Source organism: Streptosporangium subroseum (assembly GCF_900188345.1).
Taxonomy (GTDB): Bacteria; Actinomycetota; Actinomycetes; order Streptosporangiales; family Streptosporangiaceae; genus Streptosporangium; species Streptosporangium subroseum.
Map to the genome: position 1 here is coordinate 1 of NZ_FZOD01000084.1, position 24,060 is coordinate 24,060.

Here is a 24,060-nt window from a genome sequence, read left to right on the forward strand (position 1 = left end):
GGACTCCCCTGTATACCGACCGCGGCACCGGCCCGAATCTGTCGGCCTCGTACGCCATGATCGGCGGTGATATATCCCGTACGCCCCTCAAGGAGTGCCGTGGCTGCCACCGACGATGTCAGACGGTGGGGCATCAACAACTGGACAGATCTCGACCTGGTCCGCGCCGAGCTCGCCGCGGGTGCCGATCCGAACTCCGGCGTGCCCGTCTTCGAAAAGCCGCTGCACGCCGCGGCTGATCGCGGCTCGCCTGAAGTGGTCGCCGAGCTGGCCATGCGCGTCGATGACGTCGACGCGGAAAATCGAGGCCGCACCGCCCTCTGGATGGCCGTCTTCGAAGACCGCACGGACAACGCCCGAGCCCTGGATCCGGCCCGGCACGACCGCCGCACTCGCCTGCCCCAGCACGAGGCCGACCTGCTCGCCACCGCCTGGGAAAACGACGATCCCGACCGCATCCGCAAGCGGGCCCTGCAAGACATCGTCACCGCGCTCGTGCTCACCCCCGGTCCGCTGGAGCAAAGGCCGCGGCTACCTGGCAGGATTCGGCGGCGACGTCGGCATCGACACCATCGCCGTCCCGGTCTTCGCCCGCCCGCCCCGGACTCGACGCTCCACCGGCGAACTGATCGCCTCCACCGAGATCACCGCAGGCTGGCACCACTCGGCCGGCAACGGCCCACCCGAGTACGGCTACAGCGCCACCCTCACCGTCGCCGCCCGCACCCGCCCGATTTCCGGGTCTTTTCCGCCCGCCAGCGCGCCGCCCACATGGCTGCAAAACCCACGATCTTACTGCCCGACAACGAAAGGAAACGGCTCCTTCCCCTGACCGAACTGCCACACATCTGCCAGAAGTCGACCATCACGCTGCGCCCCGACGACCTCGGCATCAAAGACAAGCTCCGCCAGGACCGGCGCTACCTCACCCCCAACTGGCAGGACGCCTACAAGAGCATCCGAGCCAACACCGAAGGCGTCAACGGCAGAATCAAGGGCCACCACATCGATGTCGGCGACCCCAAGAACCGGCTCGCACACGGCCGCGTGGCCCAAACGCTGCTGACCGCGCTCATGGTCTGCATGGCCAACCAGCACATCCTGCTCAGCTGGCGGCAGACCCACGACCGCACCGAGCCCGCACCGCAGGACACGACAACGCCTGACGAGCACGACCCCGCCCCACCCAGGGCAGACAGCAGACCGCCACCTCGCGAGTGATCCGCCCCGCCACCAACCGCACAACACCACGACGACCGTTGGGTTTCGCACGCCCACCGGCCGGTCCCACACGCGCTCACAGCGGTCCACCACCACCAGCGCCCTCCGTCACGGCCACCGCACGAGCCAAAATCAGCCCGCCCAGCGGCCACAGGACCTCGGAAACGATGAAATCCCGCCCGATCAAGCGATCGGACGGGATCTCGTCAGCTGTTCCTGAGCTAACTCAAGAACAGCTCCTGGTGGGTTGTTCACGAGTGGGTGTGAGCTGGGGTGGGTCGGAGCCCTAGAAGATCGCTTCCGGGGTGGAGACGATCGTTTCCCGGACCCCCTACACGGAGTCGACTTCACCGAGACCGCTCGGATGCCGGTGGGTGGAGATCAGGGTCGCAAAGGTCCCTTGATCTTTCGCATGCTGTGAAGATCCCGGCTTTTGCGGTTGAGTCTCCTCCGAGGGGAGACGGCAGAGTATGCGCATGGACGGCGATGTGCTGCTGACGATCGGAGACCTGGCCCGGCGCACCGGGCTCACGGTGAAAGCGATCAGGTTCTACTCCGACCGCGGGCTCGTACCGCCCACCACCCGCAGTCCCGCTGGTTACCGGTTGTACGACGTCGGCGCGCTGGCCCGGCTGGAGTTCGTGCGCGCGCTGCGCGAGCTGGGGATCGATCTCTCCACTGTGCAGCGCCTGCTGGAACGCGATCTTCCGGTGGCGCAGGTCGCCGAGGAGTACGCCGAGGCGCTGGACGTGCAGATCCGCATCCTGCGGCTGCGCCGAGCCGTGCTGCGCGCGGTGGCCAGACGGGGATCGACGTTAGAGGAGACGGAACTCATGCACAGGCTCGCCAAACTCTCCAACGAGGAACGCCACCGCCTCGTCACCGACTTCATCGACGAGGTCCTGGGCGATCTCGACGCCAATCCCGAGTGGGTCGCGATGATGCGCTCGGCCATGCCGGACCTGCCCGACGACCCTGATCCCGCGCAGGTGGACGCCTGGGTGGAGCTGGCCGAGCTGGTTCAGGACCCGGAGTTCCGCGCGGCGGTCCGCCGGCTGGCCGAGTACCAGGCGGCCGAACGCGCCCAGGGCGACACCACGGGGCTGCACCACGAGCTCACCGAGGAGGTCCGCGACCGCGTCGGCGCGGCGGTGGCCGCGGGCGTGGACCCCGCGTCGCCGCAGGCGGCCGCCATCGTCGGCGCCCTCGCCACCCGGTACGCGCAGACCTTCGGCCGCGCCGACGACGCCCACCTGCGGGATTGGATGCTGGACCGCCTGGAGGTGGCCGACGAACCGTTCGCTGAGCGTTACCTGCAGCTGCTCGCGGTGATCAATGGCTGGCCGGTGCCGCCGAGCATGGCGCCGCTGTTCAGCTGGTTCATTCAGGCCCTGCGTGCGGGTCGGTGAGGTCGCTCTCCGCCTTATGCCGTCAGTATCTGCTCACGACGACGGCGGCGCAGGGGATATCCGGACGGCAGGCGTCCCTCACTCTGCAGGGAGTGCCCGTCGCAGCGGCTCGTCCGGCAGCGCCGTGCGGTCGGTACCGGTGGTGGTGCCGAAGGCCTGAACGTCCGGCCCGGTCGAGCCCCCGTACGTGGTGATCTTGTATTCGACCGCCGTGAGGGAAAGGGTCAGCTCACGGATCCGGCGGCGGATGGTGTCGCGATGTTCGACCAGCACATCGAGCCGCTCCGGCACCGTGTGCCCTCCGGCATCGACGAGCGAGATGTAGTGCTGCAGGTCACGCATCGACATACCGGACAGTCGCATCCGGGTGAGGAACACCAGGCGCCGAACCGCTTCGGCGTCGTAGACGCGATGACCATTACCGTCGCGGGCCACCTCGACCAGCCCGGCCCGCTCGTAATAGCGCAGCGTGTGGGGCGAGATGTCGAGGAGGTCGGCAACCTCGGCGATCGTCATCGTCTCGGGCAGATCGGCCAGGTCGGCGAGGCGGTGGATCGCCTCGACCGACAGCGGACCGTCGTCCCCAAGCGCTTCGAGCGCCCTGGTCATCAGATCGTCGGTGGCCATGACCACGAGCCTAGATGGGCCGTACCGATGCAGAGACACCCTCGAAGTCGGCGCTGCGGGCGGTCTCGGCCCACTGCTCGACCTCGTCCAGACCGCGCCGGTAGGCACGCGAGATACGCTCGACCGCCTCGCGCCCGAGCGGCAGCCGCAGCGGCACCTCGTCGCCGTGCGCGAGGGACACGATGATCTCGGCCGCCCGCGCCGGGTCACCTTCCTGGCGGCCATCGGTCCCGGCCATGTCCGCACGGACGTTGGCGAGCACGTCACGGTAGGTCGCGGACGGCTCGACGAACTCGAGCACGTCGCCCCCGTTGAAGCCGGTCCTGAAACGGCTGGGCTCGACGAGCATCACCCGGATCCCGAACGGCGCGACCTCCCCGGCCAGGGCCTCGGACCAGCCTTCGAGGGCGAACTTCGACGCGGAGTACGCCGACACGCCGGGGAACGACGTCCGCCCACCCTGGCTGCTCATCTGCACGATCGTCCCGGTGCCCCGCTCACGCATCGTGGGCAGCGCCGCCCGGACGAGCGCGGCGGGGCCGAACAGGTGCAGATCCATCAACTCGCGCAACTGCGCGTCGCTGACCTCCTCGACCGCTCCGACCACGGCCCGGCCCGCGTTGTTGACCAGCACATCAAGCTGACCGAAGCGGTCGAGGGTGTCGCGCACGAGGTCCGCAGCCGCGGCGATGTCCCGGGCATCGAACTTCGCGATCAGGCAGTTGTCCGGGTACTTGGCCTCCAGATCGGCCACACTCTCGGGCCGGCGCACCGCCGCCACCACGTGGTCGCACGCCGCGAGCGCCGACTCCGCCAGTGCGCGTCCGAACCCGCGGGACGCGCCAGTGATGATCCAGGTCTGTGTCGTCATGGCGGGGACGCTATGCCTTCGAGCGCGCTCGAAGGCAAAACCGACGTGACCACCAAAACAGAAGATCGTGACCGGAAGTGCAAAGGAACGTGGACCGCCACGCTGCCGGAACGCTACGTGGAGGCGCTACGGCTGCACCGGGCACGTCAGGACGTCACCCGCACCAAGGCAGGGCAGGACTGGCAGGATCATGGCCTGGTCTTCGCCTCCCAGATCGGCACACCCCCTCGACTCCCACAACGTCCGCCGCTCCTTCCGGGCGGTGCTCAAGAAGGCAGGGCTGAACGAGAAGGAGTGGACGCCCCGCGAGATGCGGCACAGCTTCGTCTCGCTGCTCTCCGACTCCGGTATCCCTCTGGAGAACATCTCCCGCCTCGTCGGGCACAGCAACACGACGGTGACGGAGACGGTCTACCGCAAGCAACTACGCCCGGTGCTTTTAGAGGGAGCCGAAGCAATGGACCGACTCTTTCCGGACCGATGATGCATGATCACCACATAGCCTCACTCGACCGAAGGATGACCATTGAATCGCGTAAGGGGAGCTCGTCGCAGCGGAGCTCCTGGTTTTTTGTAGTCGCCGGCTGGTTGTTCCTCATCCTGGGTGCCGGTGTGGGGGCCCTCATCGGGTCAGAGAGCGATGCGACCGCAGGAGTGATCGCGCTGGTAGGCATGGGGTTGGGATGTCTCCTCACAGCCATCGTGCTGATGCTTGAGGACCTTCACCGCAACCGATCAGGACCGTAGCCACTCAGTTGGTCACCCAGCAACGCAGAAGGCCACTCCCGATCTCTCGGAAGTGGCCTCTGACCTGGTGGAGATGAGGGGATTCGAACCCCTGACCCCTTCGATGCGAACGAAGTGCGCTACCGGACTGCGCTACATCCCCAAGACGTGCACTAGATTAGCAAACTTCCCGGGGCACTCGCGCCACACAACACCGGCTGTCAGTCTCCAACCGCGCGGCGCGGCATTTCGGCGTACTGGTCGAACAGTTCGTCGCGGTGGGCATCCAGATCGATGATCTCCGCCACGGGTCGCTGAGCTTCCAGCTCGATCAGCTCGGCGGCCCGCCTGCGGGCGCGCTTGGCGCGCTTCACACGGGCCTGAACGGCGGCTCTGCGCTGCTCGGCATCGATCTGGACCGATACCCGCAGGACCGCGAGATAGGCGCCCAGAAGGACCACGGAGGGCGCCACGCCCCACCAGGGGATCACCTGGACAGCGGCCGTCACCACGGAGGCGAGAAGCAGCAGCGTGCACCAGAACGTCAGCCGTCTGCGCTTGGCCACCTGCAGCGCCCGGCGACGGTGCATGGCGCGACGGCGCTCCGCGGATTTTCTGGCTGTAGGCTGCCCGCCCGGGGTTCGCGCGGGCCGGGGGTCGGACTGGGTCTCAGTCTCGGCCTCGGGCCGGGATTCGGACTCGGGCTCGGACCAGGACTCAGACCGGAACTCGGCCTGGGTCGTCTCAGGCGAGGACATGGGCATGGGCATGGGTGCGGACAGGGTGTCGGCCATCGCGGCGGCGGACTCCTCGTCGACCGCCTGCTCATCCGGCCCGTACGGCTCGGCACCCTCGTGGACGTCGGCCATGACGGTCTTGTCCCGGCGCAGCCACATGGGCACGAGCACGCACAACCACATGACGACGATGGCCAGATAAAGGAAAACACTGCCGCTCACGGCCACCTCCGGGCAGCATGAAGACGCCTGTGGTCTCCTGGCGTCCTCAATGTGCTCATGTCACGCACCGTAAGACCGCGTGTCACTATTTGACGAGCATTCGATGCGGTGTGTCGCCAGATCTTCAAACCTCTTCGTGGGGAGCTCCACCGTGAGCCGCCGATTCACGGGCCCGCCGCCACCGCACCAGCAGCCCTCGTGGCGCGTCCTCGACCGTGAGCGCGTAACAGATGTGATCGCGCCAGGCGCCGTCGATGTGCAGATGCCGGCGCCTGATGCCTTCCTCCCGGAAGCCGAGTTTTTCGACCACTCTGCGGCTCGCATGATTTTCCGGGCGGATGTTGGCCTCGACGCGGTGCAGCCCGGTGGTGAAGAAGCAGTGGTCCACCGCCATGGCCACGGCGGTGGGGGTGATCCCTCGCCCCGCCAGGGCGCCGTCCACCCAGTAGCCGATCTGGGCCGACCTGGCCGAACCCCAGACGATGGCGCCCACGGTGAGCTGCCCGGCGAAGACGCCCTCGTAGGTGACGACCCAGGGCAGCGCGAGCCCCTGCCTGGCCTCCCTGCGAAGGGTCCCGGCCATCGAGATGTAGGGGCCGAGGCCGGTCTTGAACAGGGGGGTCTCGGGATTGCTCGGCTCCCAGGGGCGGAGCCAGTTTGCGTTGCGCAGCCGCGACTCCCGCCAGACGCGCACGTCTCGCAGCCGCAGCGGCCGAAGTCCCACCAGGCCTTCCGTCAGGGTCACCGGCCAGCCACGAAGTCGATCCACATCATCCATCATCCCCCCAAGACACCTCAGCGTGCCATGGAGTAGGTAAGGCGTCTCAGCGAGGGTGTTCTTCCACGCCGAACGGAGCCGGCGAGACACCCCGGCGAGGGCGATCCCCCACACTGAACGGAGGCGACAAGACACCCCGATGAAGGCAGCCCCACGCCGAGCGGAATTCGGCAGGACATCTCAGCGAGGATGGTCTCCCCCACGGATCTGGTCCACGGCATGCCGGAGGACGGGCGAGAGCACGGCCATGCCGTCCCGGACCCCGCCCGAGGAGCCCGGCAGGTTGACGATCAGGGTGTTGCCCGTCTGCCCGGCGAGCCCGCGAGACAGGATCGAGGTGGGCACCTTGTCCCGGCTCACCTGGCGAATGGCCTCGGCGATGCCGGGAATCTCCCTGTCGATCACCCGCGCGGTCATCTCCGGGGTGAGGTCCGCCGGGGTCAGACCGGTGCCGCCGGTGGTAACGATCACGTCGTATCCCTCGGCCACCCCGGACCACAGCGCCGACTCCACCGGAGCTCCGTCGGGAACCACCCGGGGACCCTCCACGTCACATCCGGCCTCCGCGAGAAGCTCGACCAGCAGTTTCCCGGATTTGTCTTCGTATATACCGGCGGAGGCCCGGTTGGACGCGGTGATCACCAAAGCTCTCATACGGACATCCTCCTGATCACGGCGGTTACGGACGGGTCCAGCGGCCCGTCTTGCCGCCGGTCTTCTCCTCGACCCTGACGTCGGTGATCACAGCCGCCGGATCCACCGCCTTGACCATGTCGATCAACGCGAGGGCCGCGACCGAGACCGAGGTCAGCGCCTCCATCTCGACCCCGGTCCGGTCCGCGGTCCTGACCAGGGCGGTGATCTCCACGCCCTCGTCGACCACGACCAGCTCGACCTTCACGCCGTGCAGCGCGATGGGGTGGCAGAGCGGGATCAGGTCGGGGGTCCGCTTGGCGCCCATGATGCCGGCGATCCGCGCGGTCCCGATCGCGTCACCCTTGGGGATGTCCCCCGACCGCAGCAGGGCCACGGCCTCGGCGGACAGCAGCACCCTGCCGGTGGCACTCGCCGTACGGACCGAGACGTCCTTGGCCGAGACGTCCACCATGCGCGCCGCGCCGGTCTCGTCGATGTGTGTGAAACCGCTCACACGGGCTCCTCCCTCGTCTCCCTCGCTCACAGCGGAATGACCTCCACCGTCGCGCCCTCGGGGAGTTCGGTGACGTCCTCGGGGACCACGATCAGGGCGTTGGCCGCGGCCAGGGCGGCGAACTGGTGGGAGCCCTGCCTCTGCACGGGGGCGACGGCGCCGTCGGCGGTCAGCACTCCACGCAGGTGCGACCGCTTGCCCTGGGGCGAGCGGAGCGCCGACGTGGTCACCGCCCGCACGGTCCGCGTGGGCTCCACGGGCAGGCCGCGCATCTTCCGCAGCGCGGGCCGGACGAAGACCATGAACGACACGAAGGACGACACGGGGTTGCCCGGCAGCGCGAAGAGCGGAACCTGGTCCTCACCCACCACGCCGAACCCCTGGGGCATGCCCGGCTGCATGGCGACGCGGTCGAAACGGACCGTGCCAAGAGGTCCGAGGGCCTCCTTGACCGGCTCGTAGGCTCCCATCGAGACGCCGCCGCTGGTGATCACGACGTCGGCCCGCAGGAGCTGCGCGTCGAGCTGGTCGAGGAACCGGGTGGCGTCGTCGGCCACGATCCCGGCCCGGTATCCCTGGCCCCCGGCCTCGCGGACGGCGGCGATCAGGGCGTAGCTGTTGGACTCCCAGATCTGGCCGGTGCCCAGGGGCGTGCCGGGCTCGACGAGCTCGGCCCCCGTGGAGATCACCACGACCCGCGGCCGGGGCCGTACCAGCACCCGGCGGCGGCCGACCCCGGCCAGAACACCGAGTTGCGCGGGGCCGATGGCGGTCCCGACAGGCAGCACGACATCGCCGGCGTGCACGTCCTCCCCCGCCCTGCGGATCGCGTGCCTCTCCTGGACCGGGCGTGAGATCGTGACCCGCGCCGTGCCTCCGTCGGTCCACTCCACCGGGACCACGGCGTCGGCGCCCACGGGCAGCGGGGCGCCGGTCATGATCCGCGTGACCATGCCGGGGCCTATGACGAGCATCCGGCCGTCCCCGGCCGCGACGTCGTCGATCACCGGCAGCGTCACCGGTGCCTGCCTGACGTCCTCGGCCCGTACGGCGTAGCCGTCCATGGCCGAATTGTCGAACGGCGGCAGCGGGATGGGAGAGAGGACCTCCTCGGCCAGCGTGGTGCCCAGCGCGTGGTCGAGCTCAAGCTCGAGCGGGGCGAGCACCCGCACGGTGCGCAGGATCTCGGCGAGGTGCTCGTCGACCGATCTCATCGGGCTGACCCGACTTGTCTCGCTCATCGGGAGGCCAGGAACTCCTTCAGCCAGGGCATGAACTCGGGCGCCAGGTCGGGGCGCTCCGAAGCGAACTGCACCACCGTGCGCAGGTAGTCGAGCTTGTTGCCGGTGTCGTAGCGACGCCCGCGGAACAGCACACCGTGGACGGGGCCGCCCTGGTCACTCCCGCGTCCGGCCAGGGTGCGCAGGGCGTCGGTGAGCTGGATCTCGTTGCCGCGGCCCGGAGGGGTGTTCTCCAGGACCTCGAACACGGCCGGGTCGATGACGTAGCGGCCGATGACGGCCCAGTTGGAAGGGGCCTCCTCCGGTGACGGCTTCTCCACCAGGTCGGTCACCCGGACCACGTCGTCCTCGGAGGTGGGCTCGATGGCGGCGCAGCCGTACAGGGAGACCTGCTCCCTCGGCACCTCCATCAGCGCGACCACGCTGCCGCCGTAGCTGCCACGCACCTCGATCATGCGCTTGAGGAGCTCGTCCCGGTAGTCGATCAGGTCGTCGCCGAGCAGGCAGGCGAACGCGTGGTCGCCCACGTGCTGCTTGGCGCAGAGCACGGCGTGGCCGAGGCCTCGCGGCGCGCCCTGCCGTACGTAGTGAAGGGTCGCCAGGTCGGCGGGCTCGCGCACCTGGGAGAGGCCGTCGCCGTCGCCCTTCGCCTCCAGGGCTTCCTCAAGCTCGATCGCCCGGTCGAAGTGGTCTTCTATGGAACGCTTGTTCTTGCCCGTGACCATGAGGACGTCGAGCAGTCCGGCGGAGACCGCCTCCTCGACGACATACTGGATGGCGGGCTTGTCGACGATCGGCAACATCTCCTTGGGGGTCGCCTTGGTCGCCGGAAGAAAGCGGGTGCCCAAGCCCGCTGCGGGAACGACGGCTTTCGTCACAGCATCAAAGTCGGCCATGCCAAAACCTTAGTGGAGGGATCTGTGGACAAGCTGAAGTTGCGCTCCACCATCGAGGCGGCACGTGCTTCGATCCCGGAGGAAGAACGGCATGCGGCCTCCGTCCAGATACGGGAGTCCCTGCTGGACCAGCCGTGGGTCCAGATGGCCGGACTGGTCGCGTGCTACTGGTCGATCGGTACGGAGCCCGCGACGCACGGGCTGGTCTTCGCCCTGTGGAAGCACGGCACGACCGTCATCCTGCCGGTGCTCAGGGACGACGACGATCTCGACTGGGCGGTGTACGACGGACCGGACACCCTCGCCCCGGGCCGTTTCGGGATCATGGAGCCGGTGGACACCCGGCGCGGCGTCGACACGATCAGGACCGCCGCCCTGGTGATCGTTCCCGCACTGGCGGTCGACAGGTCCACCGGGATACGGCTCGGCCGCGGCGGCGGCTCCTACGACCGGGCGCTCGCGAGGGTCGGCCCGAACGTTCCGACGGTGGCCCTGCTGCACGAGGGCGAGCTGCTCGACGGCGTCCCCGCCGAGCCCCACGATCTTCCGGTCCGCTACGCGGCCACACCCGGAGGGATCGTCCGGACCGCCCCACATCTCCCATGACGTCCCACCGGACCGCCGCGGAACGCGCGTAACGGCCTATCGGTCCGTCTGGAAGGGATCCCGGACCGCCACAGAGCGCACGTGGCGGGCTATCGATCCGTCCGGACACCGCACGCACAACGGCTCGCCGGGCCGTCCCGACCGCCACGCCGGAGAGATCGTCCAGACCGCCGCGAATCATCCGCGACGACTCACCGATTCGCTGCGCCACCACGCCTGGAGAGATCATCCGGACCGCCACGGGGTGCGCATAACGGCTCAACCGAGTGCGACACAATGGTCCCCGGGGTCAGAGAGGGGGCCAGATGGAGCTGCACGTCTGGCTGCTTCTCGGTGCCGGAATCGTCATCGCGGCCATCGTCGCGGTGCGGGTCGCCCACCGGAGCGGCCTTCCGAGCCTTCTGATCTTCCTGGGCTTCGGCGTGCTCATCGGCGAGTCCGGACTCGGGCTGCAGTTCGAGGATCCGCAGCTCGCCCAGCAGATAGGCCTGATCGCGCTGGCGATCATCCTGGCCGAGGGTGGTCTGACCACCACCTGGAGCCACGTCAAGGGCTCCATCCCCACGGCGCTGGTGCTGGCCACCGTCGGCGTCGGCGTGAGCATCGCGGCCGTCGCGATCCCGGTGCACCTGCTCCTCGGCATGGACGTACGGACCTCGCTCCTGCTCGGTGCGGTCCTCGCCTCCACCGACGCCGCCGCGGTCTTCTCCGTCCTGCGCCGTCTGCCCCTGCCCTCGCGCCTCTCGGGCATCCTGGAGGCCGAGTCCGGCCTCAACGACGCGCCCACGGTCATCGCCGTCATGCTGCTGAGCGCCAGTGCCTCGCCCAGCCTGGGAGGCGCGCTGTTCCAGGTGCTCTTCGAGCTGGTGGTGGGCACCGCCGTCGGCCTGGCGGTCGCGCCGCTCGGCGCCTACGCGCTGCGCCGTATCGCGCTGCCCATCTCCGGGCTGTATCCGATCGCGGTGCTCGCGCTCGCGTTCGTCGCCTACGCGGGAGCCGTGCTCCTGCACGGCAGCGGCTTCCTCGCGATCTATCTGGCGTCCCTGGTCATGGGCAACTCCCGGATGCCTCACCGGGCGGCCTCCCGGGGCTTCGCCGAAGGTGTGGCCTGGCTGGCCCAGATCGGCCTGTTCGTCATGCTCGGAATGCTGGCCAGCCCCTCGGAGATGCCGACCGCGATCATCCCCGGCCTGGTGGCCGGGCTGATCCTGGTCGCGGTGGCCCGGCCACTGTCGATCATCGCCTCCGCCCTTCTGGTACGGCTGGCGCGGATCGACTGGCTGAACTGGCGAGAACAGGCCTTCCTGTCCTGGGCGGGGCTGCGGGGCGCGGTGCCGATCGTGCTCGCCACCATCCCCTGGGCCGCCACCTCGGTCGATGACAGCGCCGCCAAGTTCGTGTTCAACGAGGTCTTCGTGATCGTTGTCGTCTACACCCTGCTGCAGGGGCCGACGTTGCCGTTCGTGGCGAAGAAACTCGGGCTCACCACGCCTGACGAGGCTCGCGACCTGGAGGTGGAGTCGGCTCCGCTGGAAGAGCTCAACGCCGACCTGCTCCAGGTCAGGGTGCCGCCGACCTCCAAGCTGCACGGTGTGGAGATCTTCGAGCTGAGGCTGCCGACCGACGCCCAGGTGACATTGATCGTCAGAGACGGCCGGACGTTCGTTCCCGCCGACTCCACAAGGATCAGGATCGACGACCAACTCCTGATCGTGACCGCCGCCGCCTGCAGGGACACCGTCGAGCGGCGGATGCGCGCGATCAGCCGCAAGGGCAAACTCGCCGGCTGGTTCGGCGAAATCGGCAACTGATCCCCATTTGGGACGCGCGGACTCCGGCGCCAGAACGCGCAGGCTTCGGCCCTGGCGCGCAGGCCCCAGCCCTGGAACGCGCGAGCTCCACTCCTGGAACGCACAAGCTCCGGCCCTGGGCGTACGGGCTCGGCCTCTGGAATGCGCGGGCTCCGACTCGCGTTTAAGCTTGTCGGCTGCGTACCATTAGCAGTCGCGCCACTAGAGTGCCAATCGGCGCGGACCATACGAGGAGGAGCGCGTGCCCACCTACCAGTACGCCTGCACTGCATGCAATAACCAGTTCGACATCGTCCAGAAGTTCTCCGACGACGCGCTCACCGAGTGCCCGAGCTGTGCGGGCGACCTGCGCAAGGTGTTCTCCGCGGTCGGCATCGTCTTCAAGGGATCGGGTTTCTACCGGACCGACAGCCGGGCCTCCTCGTCCAGCACGGTGAGTTCCGCGGCCTCGACGTCGACCTCGACGTCAAGCTCTTCGGACTCTTCGGGCTCCTCGAGTTCGTCGGACTCGTCGAGCTCTTCGTCATCGTCGTCGTCTTCTTCGACATCGTCATCGAAGGACTCCGCCCCCGCGAAGACGAAGGCCAAGAGCGGCTCGGCGGCCGCGGCCTCCTGAGCCCGGTCTCCTGAGACGACCTCCCCCGAACCGGTCGCCGGCCCCGACTCACGCCCCAGAGGACACTCCCGCGTCGGGCCTACCCCTGGCTTTCTCAGGGGCTGCGCCCGGCACCCACGGTATGGCCAAAGCCAGGGGCCAGCATCCACGATCGCAGCCCCCAACGGCATGGTCGAAGCCAGGGGCCGGTGCCTGGCATTCACGATCGCGACCCCCGGTGGTATGGCCGAAGCCAGGGGCCGGTGCCCGGCATTCACGATCGCGACCCCCAACGGCGTACGGCAGATCTTCCTGCGGTAACTGAGCAACCGCATCGAGGACACCGTTATCCACAGGGCCACGCTCCGATATCCACAGGACACCACCCGGGCTCCTCGCAAGCCCGCCCGTGGCGATAATCTCTGCGCCATGGTCAATCGCGCGGATATCGGGGTCATCGGCGGTTCGGGCTTCTACTCCCTGCTCGACGATGCCACAGAGGTCGAGGTCACCACACCGTACGGCCCTCCCAGCGACGTCATCACCGTGGGCCGGATCGGCTCGCGCTCGGTGGCCTTCGTGCCCCGCCACGGCCGCGACCACCGCTTCCCACCTCATCGCATCCCCTACCGCGCCAATCTGTGGGCACTGCGCTCCCTCGGGGTTCGTCAGGTCCTCGCCCCCAGCGCGGTCGGCTCCCTACGCCCTGAGATCGGCCCCGGCGCCCTCGTCGTCCCCGACCAGGTCGTCGACCGCACCTCCGGCCGCGTGCAGACCTACTACGACGCCGGGGGCGTCGTCCACGTCGCCTTCGCCGACCCCTACTGCCCCTCCGGCCGCGCGGCGACCATCTCGACCGCCCGGTCCGCCGACTGGGATCTGGTCGAAGACGGCACCCTGGTGGTCATCGAGGGCCCCCGTTTCTCCACTCGCGCCGAGTCCCGCTGGTTCACCGCCAACGGCTGGTCGATCGTCGGCATGACCGGATATCCCGAGTCGGTCCTCGCCCGCGAGCTTGCCCTCTGTTACACCTCGCTCTCCCTGGTCACCGACCACGACGCCGGAGTCGAGGCGGGCGAGGGGGTCACCCACGAAGAGGTCCTCGCCTTCTTCGCCACCAACGTCGCCCGCATGCGCTCCCTCGTCGCCGATGTCGTCACCGCCCTGCCGGAAGAACGCACCTGCCTCTGCGCCACCGCCCTGGACGGCCTCAAGCTCCCCTTCGACCTGCCCGACTGACCTCGCCCCGCCGTACGACGAAGCGCCTCGCGCCCTGCCCTCCGACGGGTGCCTCTCTCCCCGCCCTGGGGAGGGGCGCCTGTGGAGCGCCTCTCGCGCGGTGACATACCGGCCGCCCGGCGGTTGGGCCCGCTCAGCCTCTGATGGGGCACCTCTCGCCTCGCCCTGTAGTTGGTGGTCTCTCGCCCCGCCACGTGGTGGAGGGCCTGCCTCGCCCGGCGGTGAGGCGCCTCCCCGTGGCCACTTCGTCTGCTTTCGCTTCCCCGCCCGCCTCAATAGCTCCCCGCCCGCCCCACGGGGCAGGCATCCCATCACGGGCCCCGCGCCGCCCGGCTCCCACCCATTGGAGTCAGTCATGCGCGCCCTTCGCCGTCTCTGCGGTCGCCGCCACCGCCTCATCGCCACGGTCGTCGCCGCCCTGGCGATGGCATGCGCCGTGATCGCACTACAGCCGGACACCGCGTCGGTGACCGTTCTGGCCGCCGCCAGAGACCTCCACAGCGGCGTGCTGGACGCCGCAGACCTGAAACCGGTGGCCCTGCGGCCCGACACGGTCCCCGACGGCGCTCTGAAGCCCGGGGCGCCGATCGCCGGGAGGGTCCTGGCCGGTCCCATGCGCCGGGGAGAGCCCCTGACCGACGTCCGGCTGCTCGGCCCGAGCCTGCTGGCCACCCACGGCCCCGGAACGGTGGCCACCCCCGCCCGTGTCGCCGACCCCGAGACCGCGCGCCTGCTGTCCCCCGGCGACGTCGTGGACGTGCTCGCCGCCCCCTCCACCTGGGACGGTTCCGCTCCCGCGAAGATCGTGGCCGAAGACGTCACGGTCCTGAGCACACCCGACGGCGAATCGGACCGGGGCGCCCTCGTCGTGCTGGCCACCACCTCGGATCAGGCGATCGAGCTGGCCTCCGCCCAGGCCGGTGGACGGCTGTCCATCACCATCGGGTCTCACGCACGGTGATTCCAGGCCACCTGAGGGCCCTAAGATCTTCGCCGTATCGGGCACACAAACGGTGGCCGAGGACATGCGCCAAGGAGCCAAGATGCTAAGTGGATTCAAGAAGTTTCTGATGCGTGGAAACGTGCTCGAGCTCGCCATCGCGGTGGTGGTCGGCACGGCGTTCACCGCCATCGTGACCTCGTTCGTCAAGGACGTCCTCACCCCGCTGCTCGCCGCGATCGGAGGACAGCCCGACTTCTCCGCCCTGACCCTGACGATCGGTACCAGCGAGATCAGATACGGCGCCTTCCTCAATGCGGTGATCGCGTTCGTGATGGTGGCGTCTGTCATCTACTTCTTCGTCCTCACCCCCTACGAGAGGCTCACCGCCCGGTTCAGCAAGCAGGAGGAGGTCACCCACCGGGAGTGCCCGGAGTGCCTCTCGGAGATCCCCAAGGCCGCCGCCCGCTGCTCCCAGTGCACCGCCCAGGTAATGCCGCTCGTCTGAGGAAGTCGCCTTGCAGCCTTGAGAGATCGCCTTTACAGCAGGGACCCGACCTTGACGTCGTACTCCCAGTGCCAGGGCTCGAAAGGGCTGACATAGGCCCAGTCGGGGTGAATCCAGCCAAAAGTCTTGCCGTTGGCCTCCAGCCAGTTGAACTCGACCGATCGAAAGCGCTCCACGCCTCCGCACAGGTCGACGGCAAGCCCCAGCCCGTGATTGCTCCGGCCCGGCACCGCGGCCAGGCCGGGGCGGGTGTAGTAGACCGACTGCTGCTCGGACAGGCTTCGGTAACTGTCCGTCACACACATGGGCTTGCCGAACCGCTTCCGGTAAGCCTCGTTGAGACTGATGAACGCGAGCGCCGCGTCCCCTCTCAATTCTTCGCCCCGCTGCTGGAGCGGGCAGAGATAGGCCTTGGGGATCAGCCCGTTGGCGAACACGTCCATCGTCGTCGCCCTGGTCGGGTCGCAGCCGGCCGCAGGCTTGCCCGACTTGTCGAGCTTGACTCCCAGCTTTACCAGCGCCTGGGTCAGTGACTTCACGATCTTCTGCGAGCGCTCCTGGAGCGTCTTGATCTCGGCGCCCATCTGCGCCTCGGACAGGAGGCTGTTCGCCCGCAGTTCCTGGGCCTCGCTCGCCAGCCGCTCCTGCTCGGCCTGCAGGCGGCTGCTGTCCTCGAGGACCAGATTCCGCTGGGCAACGAGTTGGGTGGTGCTGGCCATCGCCTGAAGGGTGCCCACGTCGGAGGTGCCGGACAGGAAACCGGACACGTCGCCGCCGACGGGCTGCTGGTAGAGCAGCTCGACCATGTCCGACAGCGGCTGCCGTACCTGGGCGAAGGCCTTCTCCGCGGTCTGCAACTGGCTCAGCTTGGCCCTGAGCTCCTTCTGCGAAGCCGCGATCTTGGCCCGTCGCTGTTCCAGCGCCTTCGTCGCGGCCTCGAGCTCTTTGGACGCTTTTTCCGCATCACGGCGCAGCTCGGTGAGATTCACCGGCTCACGGCGGAGCTCTGTGGAATTCACCGACTCAAGAACGGCGACAGCCTGGGCCTTCACCGGCGCCTGCTGCGCGGCAGCGGCTCCCGGCAAAAGGGAAGTCATCGTCGCGACGACGGCGATCAGACTCGCTGATCGACGAGGTGGCACGTTCGACCCCTCCGTTTGCGAACTCGTGACCTGGGTCAGGCACGCACGCTACTACAGCTCTCCGAGTGTCCGGGCCAGACTCCTCGCGACCGGTATGCGCCGAACACCCCAATTTGACAGCCGACAACTTATGCCTCTTGTCGCACATGCTCCTTACAGACCTCCCAGAGCCAGGTCTCCCGCCACTCCCCCGGACACGGCTCCTCGGCCTTCGCCAGCTCCCGGTGAGGCGTCCGCCTCACCGGAGGCGCCGGAGGTTTCACGGGCGCGCGAGGCACCACCTTTCGCACCGCAGGAGGGGCCTCAACAGGGGTGTCATCGGGGGGCGAGTGGTGCTTACGCACCACAACCGGGATCATCAAACCCTCATACGTCGGATACGGACGAGGCGGCGGCGGCACCGCTCTCGGCCCAAAGGCGACACTCCGCGCAAGCCCGGCAGCAACCGGCGGCGTGGTCGCCGCTCTCTTCCGTGGCCCCAAATTTCCCCGAGAACTCACATCGAATTCCGTACCGGAGGATTCCATCCCGAATCTCGCATTCGATCCCGCACCATCCGCGTCGGATCCCGCGTCGGCGACGGCCATCCGGACAGCCGCCTCATAGCCGGTAGCCTCGGCCACCAGAAGGCCCCCGGCCAGAAGCGCGGGTGCCAGCATGGCTCCGCACAGCACCAACGGCCGCAGACCGCGATGCCCCCTAATCCGCTTCCGTCGCTTTTGGATCACGGAGCGTGACATTAGCCACGCCCATCCCCAGCTCCCGGCCACTTGCCGCCCCTTTTACCCCAGCTCAGCGAACGGATAACTCACTGTTCGCTCCCAGAGCCCCTCTGGGCGCACATCTACTCCCCGCTTTCGCTACTCTTACAAGGAGCCCCTGCCTCCGTAGCTCAGGGGATAGAGCACCGCTCTCCTAAAGCGGGTGTCGCATGTTCGAATCATGCCGGGGGCACTCTTTTGGCCAGCAGATGTACGCTTGACCTGCGGCTTCGTTCGCCAGGCCCGCGTCCCTCCCCGCAGCCGAAGGCAGCCATGTGCAGCCGTAGGACAATGATCGCGGGACATACGCGGGACGATCTTGCAGTCGTTTGAGCAGCTCGCACGGCAAGCACGACCCCTTACAGGCGGTTCAATCATGAGCGCGCAGTCGTCGAGGTCCGCGGAAAACACTTCGCTTGGAAACATGCCCGCATGTGACCCTGAAGCGCATGAGTGACGATGTCTACTCAAGTCACCATTGGCGTTTTCTGTACATGAACGTCCGTGACTACGAGGGAGCCGGGCTGACCGGCGAGCTGCGACGGTGGATGGATGAGCATCCGGCGCACGTAGAGGAAGTGCAGGAAGCGGGTCGGTCCGAAAGTCACCTGGTCCCTCTCGGAAAGCTTCACGACCCGGGCCACTACAGCTCGCTGGAGCGGCTGTATGCCATGAGTCGCATTCTCGACCTGCTCATCATGAGCTACCAGGACTCCCCGAATGATCCCGCGCCGATCGCGGACGAGATCCTCCCGCCGTCCGACGCCTACCCCGCCTTCTGCGAGGCGTTGGGCGCGAACCGGATCGACAAGCGCGAGTTCCACCCGTTCTTCCACGAGATCGTCGAGGTACGGCAGGCGGACGACCCCGACGAGCCGCCATCGATCATCGAGGAGCGTTGGCCCGGCCACCTCGTCGGCTCCATGCTGCTGATGCGGGCCGGAGTGGTCGTCAGGGCCGGGGCGAGACAGCTCGTTGCAGGTGTCGCCGACCGGTCCACCCTGTACTGGACCTACCAACGTCGATCACGACCCGTTCAAGACCTCTCGCACGGCTGGGGTAGCAACTCCCAGTGGGGAACCGACTTCCGCCGCGACTACGTGGTCAACGGCCAATTGCACTACAACGTGGACGCGGCGCTGAACCCGATGGACAACGAGGAGGAAGACCTCGACCCGGCATCGACGATCGAGCTTGTCCGGCACCGGTGCAGCACCGTTGTAAATCATGGCAATGACCTGTTCCCCTACGACCATCACCATGTCGAACCAGCCCCCGCAGACTGACCGCCAACACGGACATACCAGCCCTGCCAGAAAAGGTACGAACCCGATTGGTGGTGAGCGGTCAGCGCGCAGCTACCCCTACCTGCGCTGATAGCGTCCTCCGTCATGGAGACGATTCTTGACTCGATCGTCGATTTCGCCGTAACAGGGCAGATCGGCACCCTCCGACTCGGCATGCCGGCCGCTGAGGTGGGTCGTCTCTTCGGCGGAGGGACCGGCCTAACCCAGTCGCCTCCAGCAGGTGCGGGCTCGGTTGGCTTCAAGGACGGAAGCCTCGAACTATGGATACGCGAGGAGCGACTGCTCCTCCTTGGCTTGACTCAGTAGATGGGGAGGGCAGGTTCGATGCCTTTGGTCTCATCCACGCGAAGGACCCAGGGGTGATTGACGCCATCACCTACGACATGGTGATTAGCTGCCTTGCAGCACACCGATGCGCTTGGCGGCCCGATGACACCTTGACCTTTGACGATCAAGTTGCCATCCGCACCGATGTTGACGTGTCCCTCGTCTTTTCCCTGCCGGACGCTTCGGATGCTCACAGCGGCCCGCTGGCGAGCATCTACACGAGGCCTCTACCACCGATCGGTGGGTGCAGCCCCCCATCCGTATGACCGCTGCGGTTGATCCCCGAACCGCACATGCGCACTTGGCCGACTCGCGCGCTAATCGGCCAGTTGAAGCGCAAAGTCACCCCAGCAACCCAGTGAACCTTCCCGGCCACGGCATTTAAGGCGTGTCCCGTGGATCTTCGCCGTGATGAGGCCGACCAGATGAATGCGCCGCGAAGCGGGGGAGGGGGAGGTCGGAGCGGAGCCTCGGCCGACATCTCCAGACTCTGCGGAACTCCTGGCTTGTCACCTTTTCGCGAAGTTCGCACATAATGGTTCATGATCAAGCAGGCGTTGGCTGTGGCGTTGGTGATCGGCTCGGTTCTGGCAGGAACGGGCGTGGCCCGTGCGAGTACCGCCGAGATACCCAAGGGGTTCCTGCTGACCGAGCGCGCGGCGAGCGCGGGACCGATCATGGAGGGCGAGGAGTGGTGGGAGATCAGCAACAGTCTGTCTCGGCAGCTTGCTCTCAATCCCTGTCGCACCAAGAAGAAGCCCCACGACGGCCGCGTCGCGATGCGCACCATCTCGTACTCGAACAGCGCTCCCTCCGGTAGCGCCGAACAGCTCGTCCTGTACGGAAACACCAAGTCCGCCCAGGCCGCTTTTCGTAAGCTTCGGGCGGACCTGACCAAGTGCGCGAAGCAAGCGACAGGACAGCGCATCAGGTTCCTCCGCCATGCCAGCAAGCCGTTGCGCGTCGGCGACGAGGCCCTGTCCGTCACCGGGTACTTCTACAACAAGGGGAAGCGTGAACGTGACCCCGGCGAGATGCGGGTCGTCGTCCGCCGAGGCACCGCCCTATTCATCTACGCCGACATCGGCAACGGTCCGGGAGCGGGCAAGAAGCTCACCGCTCAGGCGAAGAAGATGGCGAAGAAGGTATGCGACCTTCCCAGGGTGTGCCGGTGAGAGGTGATCGCTTCTTCTCAGCCGGGGACGAGGTTCAGCCGGTATACGCCCGAGATTGGCGGACTGGAAAACGGATGGGTCTGCCCGTGACAGTGCCACGCGCCTGCCGTGATCAAAGCTCCGCCAGGCCCGCTCGGCGAACCGGAGCGCCTGCAGCTGCCCGCTGTACTGCCCGGGTTCGAGCACCTGGCGTCGTTCCGGGCCGAAGGTGGGACGATCGCTCACTTCGCCTCCCGCCGTCCAGGGCCGGAGCGATCAACGCCGGACGCCTTCGGCGCCCGCCACCGGAGAGGCGTTGGTGACGCTGGTCGAGAGCGCGGGACAGGGCTCGGGGTAGCGGCGAAAGCGTCGGTGCTTACGTGTTCGACTGCCCACCTTTCGCGATCTTTTGGTGTGGTTGATGATTCTTCTATGACGAGACGGTCGCTTATCAGGAGGCAGGTCGGGTGCCGGAGGCGATCACCTTGTCCGAGGTGACGCTGGCTGAGCGGGAGCGGGTGCTGGGTGCTGAGCACCCTGACACTCTGACCAGCCGCAACAACCTCGCCTTCATCTATCAGGAATCAGTTTCATGAACGCTGGCGGTGATCAGCTTCAAGCGCAGGCGTTCCTGTTCGGGATCATCAAGCACTCACTGAATACTACGGCCAGGAACTCACAGAGATCAGAGGTGTAGTTAACGGAACAATCGCTGCACGTGGCCCGCCTCCGAGCACCAGGGCGACCACGTCGTCACCGATGTCACCGATGCTCTGGCGATCCTGCGGACATGAGAAAGACCCCGGTACGAGACCGGGGCCAAGGAGCGGACGATGGCAGGTCACTCGTCGAGAGCGCTGTTGATCTTTCCGTTGATGTGGTCCTGCTGGCCGTCTAGGCACTTGGCGTAGACCCGGAGCAGAACGTCCACGCTGTGACCGGCGCGCTTGGCCACCTCGGTAGCCGGCACGCCCGCGTTCAGCCAGAGCGACACGGCCGCATGGCGCAGGTCGTACGGCCGGGCAGCCAACGACGACTCCACCTGAGCCGGGGTCAGGGCGAGTTTCCGCGCCTCCTGCCAGACGTAGGAGTGTGCCGAGCTGGAGTAGGACCCATCACTGGCCGTGCGGAACAGCCTGCCGTCCTTCGCCGTGCCGTAGGTCTCGATGTGCTCGCGAAGGATGGCCACGAGAACGGGCGGAATTGGAATCTCTCGTGTCTCCTTGTGCGCCCGGTGCTTGAGACTGCGCGACTCATGGGTCTCCCCCGAGTTGGTCCATCGCTTGGTCGCCTGCGGTCGGGCGCGTTCCAGGATGATCTGACCCCACCCCGATCTGGGCAAGGTGCAGTCGTTCAGGCGCAGATCGGCCGCCTCTTCCGGACGCAGCGCCGCGTAGTAGACGCAGGCGAACAGCGCCTTGAGCCGAGGTCCGCGCTTGCGACCGACCTTGGGCACAGCGTCCAGGAGCTTCTTGGCCTGGGCGGGATTGACCACCGTACGGGGATCGACGACCGTGACGGCCCTGGGCGGAGCCCACTTGATCTCATTCAGCGGATTACTCGTGAACACTTTCTGCTCCACCGCCTGCTCCAAGAGGTGGTGAAGGATCGCCCGCTTGCGACGTACCGTGTTGGCCCCCGCTTCCTTGCCCGCGAAGGTGACCGAGATGGCGTCGAGGGCCATCCGGAGCACGCGTGCCTCTCCGAGAGCCGACAGGGGAAGAGAGGCCTTCTCCGCCCAATGCAGAGCCACGGCTTGCACGCTGCCCAGGTCGGCCCGCCGGTCCGCGGGGAGAAGGGCATGAGCGCGGAGTGCTTCCCGCAAGATCATGGCATCGGGACGGCCCGGCACCTCGGCTGCCAAGGCGGGGATGAGCGACAGCAACGCATAAGCGTCCGTCTCGCGGGTCCTGGCTGCCGAACTGCGCCAACGGCCGAGGACGTAGGACTGCGCGAATTCCAGGAACGAAGGCCCCGAAGATTCCGGCGCGAGCATCGACGCGGGCAACCCGGTAGCGACATCGAACGCCTCCCCCAGCCTGGCCGCCTGCCGTAGGTCGGACAGGAAGCTGGAGGCCAGCCCCTTGGTCCGGAAGCTCTTGGACTTGGGCCTGCGAGCCACCGTCCAGCGCACGATGAAGGCCGCCGTCTTGCGGTCTGGCCGCTGCTGAATCTCGCCAAACTTCACGTCATAGGTGGTGTTCACGCTGCCTCCCGATGAGAGGCGAGCCACGCCACGAGGTCACTGCGCCAGATGCGCAGCTCATCGTTCGGGAGCCGAACGCAGACGGGTGCACGACCAAGTTCGCGCCAGCGGTAGAAGGTACGACGGGAAACGCCGCCCAGTTCGTCGAGGACCTGAGGAACGGTCAGCAGCTCATCGCGCCGGGTCATCGGGCATCACCTCCTCTACTCGTCTGCGAGGCGGGTAAGGCCGTGCCGGTCAGCGCGGCGGCGAGGAGCGCGTCTCCGAGTGAGTAGCCCTTTCCGACGTACTCCCATTGGGCGATGACGACGACGGTGTCCTCGTCGAAAAGGGGCAGCCGACCCGTGGTGATCTGCTCATCGCGGACGTAGTCGGCGCGCTCGACCCGGATGGCGCCAAGGGTGGTGGAGTAGTGGCGGGAGCGGGTGGAAAAGTGGCCGCCAAACCCCAGAACGTGCGCCCACTGGATCAGCCGCAGGTCGGCCAGCTCGTCGAGGGCGCCGAGGCGGAAGCATTCGGCGATGAGCCGCCGGGCGTGCTCGCGCAGCGGCAGGGCGCCCAGGTCATCGAGGGGGCTGATGCGCCGATCCAGGGTGCCGACGCATTCGGCGGCTTTGGTGGCGTACTTGGCGATGTAGCCGGCCACCGCCTGGTCAGACAGTTCACCGTTCATGGTGATCGGCCGAGTATCGACCTGGGTACCCCAGCGCAGCACACGGGCAGGTTCGTCAGCGAGAGCGGGGACAACCGCGGACACGGCGGAAGCGGCATACCGTACGGCGTCGGCCAGCAGGTCGGCCGTCGCCCAGGCCGGAGGCGGCGAGGTAGGTCCGTCGGGGCCGTCGAGGCGGATGACGGCGTGGAAGTGGACGACGCCGCGGCGCTGGTATTCGGCGACCTTGGCGAAGGAAATCGTCAGCTGGTTGCGCAACTCCCGCAACGTCAGACCGGAGGATTTGGCGACGCGGCGGCGCAGGGCGTCGGTGAAGTACCGCCACAGCTGCGGGGCCAGAGCATTGAACAGCACGCTCCCGGCGTAGTCATAGCAGTCCGCACACAGCGGCTCACCAAGGCACGTCTCGTCGGAGCCGTGCCGGGCGATGCAGGACATGACGCGCCCGTGCGGGCAGGTGGCGGCGTCGCGCCGGGCATGGCAGGGCAGAGTCTTGCCGTGCTTTTCCCGCCGGGTGTGGACGGCGCCGAAGGACGGGGCGGTCAGGGTGGCGAACAGGCATGGATGGCCGGTCACCGAGGCGGGGACGCCCTTGCCACCGGTCAGGCCCGCGCGAATCAGCTGGTAGGTATCAGCCCGGTAGACCTCGGCGCAGGTCGGGCAGCGAGACGCACGGCGGGTCTTGCAGGGGAGACGAAGGATCCTGTCGGGTTCGGTGCGGGTGCTGTAGCGGTGAAGCAGTTCGCCGGTGGCCCGGTCGATGTGGTCGACGCGGCCACGCAGGTGGATCGGCTGGCGGCAGCCGCCGGTAGCGCGGATCTGAGCGGCCCATCGGGAGTAGTTCGGGTCGTGCAGGCGGGTGATCATGCCCGTGATCGCGTGCGCGCTGGCAACAGATGCAGGCAAGATGGGA

Annotated in this window: 24 protein-coding genes, 2 tRNA genes and 2 pseudogenes; 14 read left to right on the plus strand and 14 right to left on the minus strand. The window is 67.6% G+C overall.

Annotated features, from left to right (window positions below):
* The first annotated feature begins 99 nt into the window (after positions 1-99).
* Positions 100-1,221 carry an ankyrin repeat domain-containing protein gene (locus CHC08_RS50230; RefSeq protein WP_179282544.1) on the plus strand — a complete coding sequence of 374 codons (1,122 nt, stop codon included), beginning with the start codon at positions 100-102 and terminating at the stop codon, positions 1,219-1,221.
* Positions 1,222-1,697: 476 nt separating this feature from the next.
* Positions 1,698-2,630, plus strand: coding sequence for a MerR family transcriptional regulator (locus CHC08_RS42850; RefSeq protein ID WP_089213126.1), 933 nt, complete (start codon positions 1,698-1,700; stop codon positions 2,628-2,630).
* Positions 2,631-2,708: 78 nt separating this feature from the next.
* On the opposite strand, the gene CHC08_RS42855 is transcribed toward CHC08_RS42850, so the two are convergent.
* Both CHC08_RS42855 and CHC08_RS42860 read right to left on the minus strand, forming a co-directional pair.
* Entirely contained in the window at positions 2,709-3,257 is a 549-nt protein-coding gene (locus CHC08_RS42855; RefSeq protein WP_089213165.1) for a MerR family transcriptional regulator, read from the minus strand.
* Positions 3,258-3,267: 10 nt separating this feature from the next.
* The gene (locus tag CHC08_RS42860) at positions 3,268-4,128 is read right to left on the minus strand and encodes an SDR family NAD(P)-dependent oxidoreductase (RefSeq protein ID WP_089213127.1); all 861 of its coding nucleotides are present in this window, start codon (positions 4,126-4,128) and stop codon (positions 3,268-3,270) included.
* Between the two features lie 190 nt (positions 4,129-4,318).
* Here CHC08_RS42860 and CHC08_RS50995 point away from each other — a divergent pair, with 190 nt between their 5' ends.
* Positions 4,319-4,612 carry a tyrosine-type recombinase/integrase gene (locus CHC08_RS50995; RefSeq protein ID WP_218825761.1) on the plus strand — a complete coding sequence of 98 codons (294 nt, stop codon included), beginning with the start codon at positions 4,319-4,321 and terminating at the stop codon, positions 4,610-4,612.
* Between the two features lie 328 nt (positions 4,613-4,940).
* Here the strand turns inward: CHC08_RS50995 and CHC08_RS42875 are convergent.
* The 7 genes from CHC08_RS42875 to galU form a co-directional block, all read right to left on the minus strand.
* Positions 4,941-5,017 (minus strand) — tRNA-Ala (locus CHC08_RS42875).
* Between the two features lie 58 nt (positions 5,018-5,075).
* Positions 5,076-5,813 (minus strand): divisome protein SepX/GlpR, encoded by a 738-nt coding sequence (gene sepX, locus CHC08_RS50235; protein WP_179282545.1) that lies wholly within the window; start codon positions 5,811-5,813, stop codon positions 5,076-5,078.
* 124 nt (positions 5,814-5,937) lie between these two features.
* A complete protein-coding gene (locus CHC08_RS42890) occupies positions 5,938-6,591 on the minus strand; it encodes a GNAT family N-acetyltransferase (RefSeq protein WP_089213166.1) in 654 nt (217 codons plus the stop codon).
* Positions 6,592-6,771: 180 nt separating this feature from the next.
* On the minus strand, positions 6,772-7,245 hold the full coding sequence (locus tag CHC08_RS42895) for a MogA/MoaB family molybdenum cofactor biosynthesis protein (RefSeq protein ID WP_089213131.1): 474 nt from the start codon (positions 7,243-7,245) through the stop codon (positions 6,772-6,774).
* A 25-nt stretch (positions 7,246-7,270) separates the two neighbouring features.
* Positions 7,271-7,741 (minus strand): cyclic pyranopterin monophosphate synthase MoaC, encoded by a 471-nt coding sequence (gene moaC / locus CHC08_RS42900; protein ID WP_179282546.1) that lies wholly within the window; start codon positions 7,739-7,741, stop codon positions 7,271-7,273.
* A gap of 26 nt (positions 7,742-7,767) precedes the next feature.
* The gene (glp, locus tag CHC08_RS42905) at positions 7,768-8,955 is read right to left on the minus strand and encodes a molybdotransferase-like divisome protein Glp (protein ID WP_089213133.1); all 1,188 of its coding nucleotides are present in this window, start codon (positions 8,953-8,955) and stop codon (positions 7,768-7,770) included.
* Between the two features lie 23 nt (positions 8,956-8,978).
* The gene (gene galU / locus CHC08_RS42910) at positions 8,979-9,878 is read right to left on the minus strand and encodes a UTP--glucose-1-phosphate uridylyltransferase GalU (protein ID WP_089213134.1); all 900 of its coding nucleotides are present in this window, start codon (positions 9,876-9,878) and stop codon (positions 8,979-8,981) included.
* 24 nt (positions 9,879-9,902) lie between these two features.
* Between galU and CHC08_RS42915 the strand changes: the two genes are divergently transcribed.
* The 3 genes and pseudogenes from CHC08_RS42915 to CHC08_RS52825 all read left to right on the plus strand — a co-directional run.
* A complete protein-coding gene (locus CHC08_RS42915; RefSeq protein WP_089213135.1) occupies positions 9,903-10,484 on the plus strand; it encodes a 5-formyltetrahydrofolate cyclo-ligase in 582 nt (193 codons plus the stop codon).
* Positions 10,485-10,789: 305 nt separating this feature from the next.
* A complete protein-coding gene (locus CHC08_RS42920; protein ID WP_089213136.1) occupies positions 10,790-12,295 on the plus strand; it encodes a potassium/proton antiporter in 1,506 nt (501 codons plus the stop codon).
* A 241-nt stretch (positions 12,296-12,536) separates the two neighbouring features.
* Positions 12,537-12,677 (plus strand): annotated as a pseudogene (locus tag CHC08_RS52825) (FmdB family zinc ribbon protein); the annotation flags it as partial.
* A gap of 14 nt (positions 12,678-12,691) precedes the next feature.
* Here the strand turns inward: CHC08_RS52825 and CHC08_RS52830 are convergent.
* On the minus strand, positions 12,692-13,252 hold the full coding sequence (locus CHC08_RS52830; protein ID WP_338055734.1) for a hypothetical protein: 561 nt from the start codon (positions 13,250-13,252) through the stop codon (positions 12,692-12,694).
* A 67-nt stretch (positions 13,253-13,319) separates the two neighbouring features.
* On the opposite strand from CHC08_RS52830, the gene CHC08_RS42930 reads away from it, so the two are divergent.
* From CHC08_RS42930 to mscL, 3 genes are all read left to right on the plus strand, one after another.
* A complete protein-coding gene (locus CHC08_RS42930; RefSeq protein ID WP_089213138.1) occupies positions 13,320-14,129 on the plus strand; it encodes an S-methyl-5'-thioadenosine phosphorylase in 810 nt (269 codons plus the stop codon).
* 355 nt (positions 14,130-14,484) lie between these two features.
* A complete protein-coding gene (locus tag CHC08_RS42935; protein WP_245878922.1) occupies positions 14,485-15,090 on the plus strand; it encodes a CpaB family protein in 606 nt (201 codons plus the stop codon).
* A gap of 82 nt (positions 15,091-15,172) precedes the next feature.
* A complete protein-coding gene (gene mscL / locus CHC08_RS42940) occupies positions 15,173-15,577 on the plus strand; it encodes a large conductance mechanosensitive channel protein MscL (RefSeq protein ID WP_089213140.1) in 405 nt (134 codons plus the stop codon).
* A 32-nt stretch (positions 15,578-15,609) separates the two neighbouring features.
* Here the strand turns inward: mscL and CHC08_RS42945 are convergent, their stop codons facing one another.
* Positions 15,610-16,674, minus strand: coding sequence for a D-alanyl-D-alanine carboxypeptidase family protein (locus CHC08_RS42945; protein ID WP_089213141.1), 1,065 nt, complete (start codon positions 16,672-16,674; stop codon positions 15,610-15,612).
* A 926-nt stretch (positions 16,675-17,600) separates the two neighbouring features.
* Here CHC08_RS42945 and CHC08_RS42950 point away from each other — a divergent pair.
* The 5 genes and pseudogenes from CHC08_RS42950 to CHC08_RS42970 all read left to right on the plus strand — a co-directional run.
* Positions 17,601-17,673 (plus strand) — tRNA-Arg (locus CHC08_RS42950).
* 256 nt (positions 17,674-17,929) lie between these two features.
* Complete coding sequence (locus tag CHC08_RS42955) at positions 17,930-18,766, plus strand: hypothetical protein (RefSeq protein ID WP_143653603.1); 837 nt, start codon at positions 17,930-17,932, stop codon at positions 18,764-18,766.
* Between the two features lie 105 nt (positions 18,767-18,871).
* Positions 18,872-19,093 carry a hypothetical protein gene (locus CHC08_RS42960; RefSeq protein ID WP_089213143.1) on the plus strand — a complete coding sequence of 74 codons (222 nt, stop codon included), beginning with the start codon at positions 18,872-18,874 and terminating at the stop codon, positions 19,091-19,093.
* Between the two features lie 563 nt (positions 19,094-19,656).
* Entirely contained in the window at positions 19,657-20,289 is a 633-nt protein-coding gene (locus tag CHC08_RS42965) for a sensor domain-containing protein (protein ID WP_143653604.1), read from the plus strand.
* A gap of 434 nt (positions 20,290-20,723) precedes the next feature.
* Positions 20,724-20,864: pseudogene (locus CHC08_RS42970) on the plus strand (tetratricopeptide repeat protein); the annotation flags it as partial.
* Positions 20,865-21,109: 245 nt separating this feature from the next.
* On the opposite strand, the gene CHC08_RS42975 reads toward CHC08_RS42970, so the two are convergent.
* Genes CHC08_RS42975 through CHC08_RS42985 form a run of 3 tightly spaced genes read right to left on the minus strand, consistent with a single transcriptional unit; the run spans position 21,110 to position 24,014 of the window.
* Complete coding sequence (locus CHC08_RS42975; protein ID WP_089213146.1) at positions 21,110-22,474, minus strand: tyrosine-type recombinase/integrase; 1,365 nt, start codon at positions 22,472-22,474, stop codon at positions 21,110-21,112.
* A complete protein-coding gene (locus CHC08_RS42980) occupies positions 22,471-22,662 on the minus strand; it encodes a helix-turn-helix transcriptional regulator (RefSeq protein WP_089213147.1) in 192 nt (63 codons plus the stop codon). Before CHC08_RS42980 ends, CHC08_RS42975 begins: the two co-directional genes overlap by 4 nt.
* A complete protein-coding gene (locus CHC08_RS42985) occupies positions 22,659-24,014 on the minus strand; it encodes a replication initiator (RefSeq protein ID WP_089213148.1) in 1,356 nt (451 codons plus the stop codon). The genes CHC08_RS42980 and CHC08_RS42985 overlap by 4 nt, the downstream gene beginning before the upstream one ends.
* Between the last annotated feature and the right edge of the window lie 46 nt (positions 24,015-24,060).

Bases quoted from the DNA above. Each gene is read 5' to 3' on its own strand.
- CHC08_RS42850 (WP_089213126.1), top strand. From the start codon at position 1,698: ATGGACGGCGATGTGCTGCTGACGATCGGAGACCTGGCCCGGCGCACC.
- CHC08_RS42855 (WP_089213165.1), bottom strand. From the start codon at position 3,257: ATGGCCACCGACGATCTGATGACCAGGGCGCTCGAAGCGCTTGGGGAC.
- CHC08_RS42860 (WP_089213127.1), bottom strand. From the start codon at position 4,128: ATGACGACACAGACCTGGATCATCACTGGCGCGTCCCGCGGGTTCGGA.
- CHC08_RS50995 (WP_218825761.1), top strand. From the start codon at position 4,319: ATGGCCTGGTCTTCGCCTCCCAGATCGGCACACCCCCTCGACTCCCAC.
- CHC08_RS42890 (WP_089213166.1), bottom strand. From the start codon at position 6,591: ATGGATGATGTGGATCGACTTCGTGGCTGGCCGGTGACCCTGACGGAA.
- CHC08_RS42895 (WP_089213131.1), bottom strand. From the start codon at position 7,245: ATGAGAGCTTTGGTGATCACCGCGTCCAACCGGGCCTCCGCCGGTATA.
- glp (WP_089213133.1), bottom strand. From the start codon at position 8,955: ATGAGATCGGTCGACGAGCACCTCGCCGAGATCCTGCGCACCGTGCGG.
- galU (WP_089213134.1), bottom strand. From the start codon at position 9,878: ATGGCCGACTTTGATGCTGTGACGAAAGCCGTCGTTCCCGCAGCGGGC.
- CHC08_RS42920 (WP_089213136.1), top strand. From the start codon at position 10,790: ATGGAGCTGCACGTCTGGCTGCTTCTCGGTGCCGGAATCGTCATCGCG.
- CHC08_RS42930 (WP_089213138.1), top strand. From the start codon at position 13,320: ATGGTCAATCGCGCGGATATCGGGGTCATCGGCGGTTCGGGCTTCTAC.
- CHC08_RS42935 (WP_245878922.1), top strand. From the start codon at position 14,485: ATGCGCGCCCTTCGCCGTCTCTGCGGTCGCCGCCACCGCCTCATCGCC.
- mscL (WP_089213140.1), top strand. From the start codon at position 15,173: ATGCTAAGTGGATTCAAGAAGTTTCTGATGCGTGGAAACGTGCTCGAG.
- CHC08_RS42945 (WP_089213141.1), bottom strand. From the start codon at position 16,674: ATGACTTCCCTTTTGCCGGGAGCCGCTGCCGCGCAGCAGGCGCCGGTG.
- CHC08_RS42955 (WP_143653603.1), top strand. From the start codon at position 17,930: ATGAGTGACGATGTCTACTCAAGTCACCATTGGCGTTTTCTGTACATG.
- CHC08_RS42960 (WP_089213143.1), top strand. From the start codon at position 18,872: ATGGAGACGATTCTTGACTCGATCGTCGATTTCGCCGTAACAGGGCAG.
- CHC08_RS42965 (WP_143653604.1), top strand. From the start codon at position 19,657: ATGATCAAGCAGGCGTTGGCTGTGGCGTTGGTGATCGGCTCGGTTCTG.
- CHC08_RS42980 (WP_089213147.1), bottom strand. From the start codon at position 22,662: ATGACCCGGCGCGATGAGCTGCTGACCGTTCCTCAGGTCCTCGACGAA.
- CHC08_RS42985 (WP_089213148.1), bottom strand. From the start codon at position 24,014: ATGATCACCCGCCTGCACGACCCGAACTACTCCCGATGGGCCGCTCAG.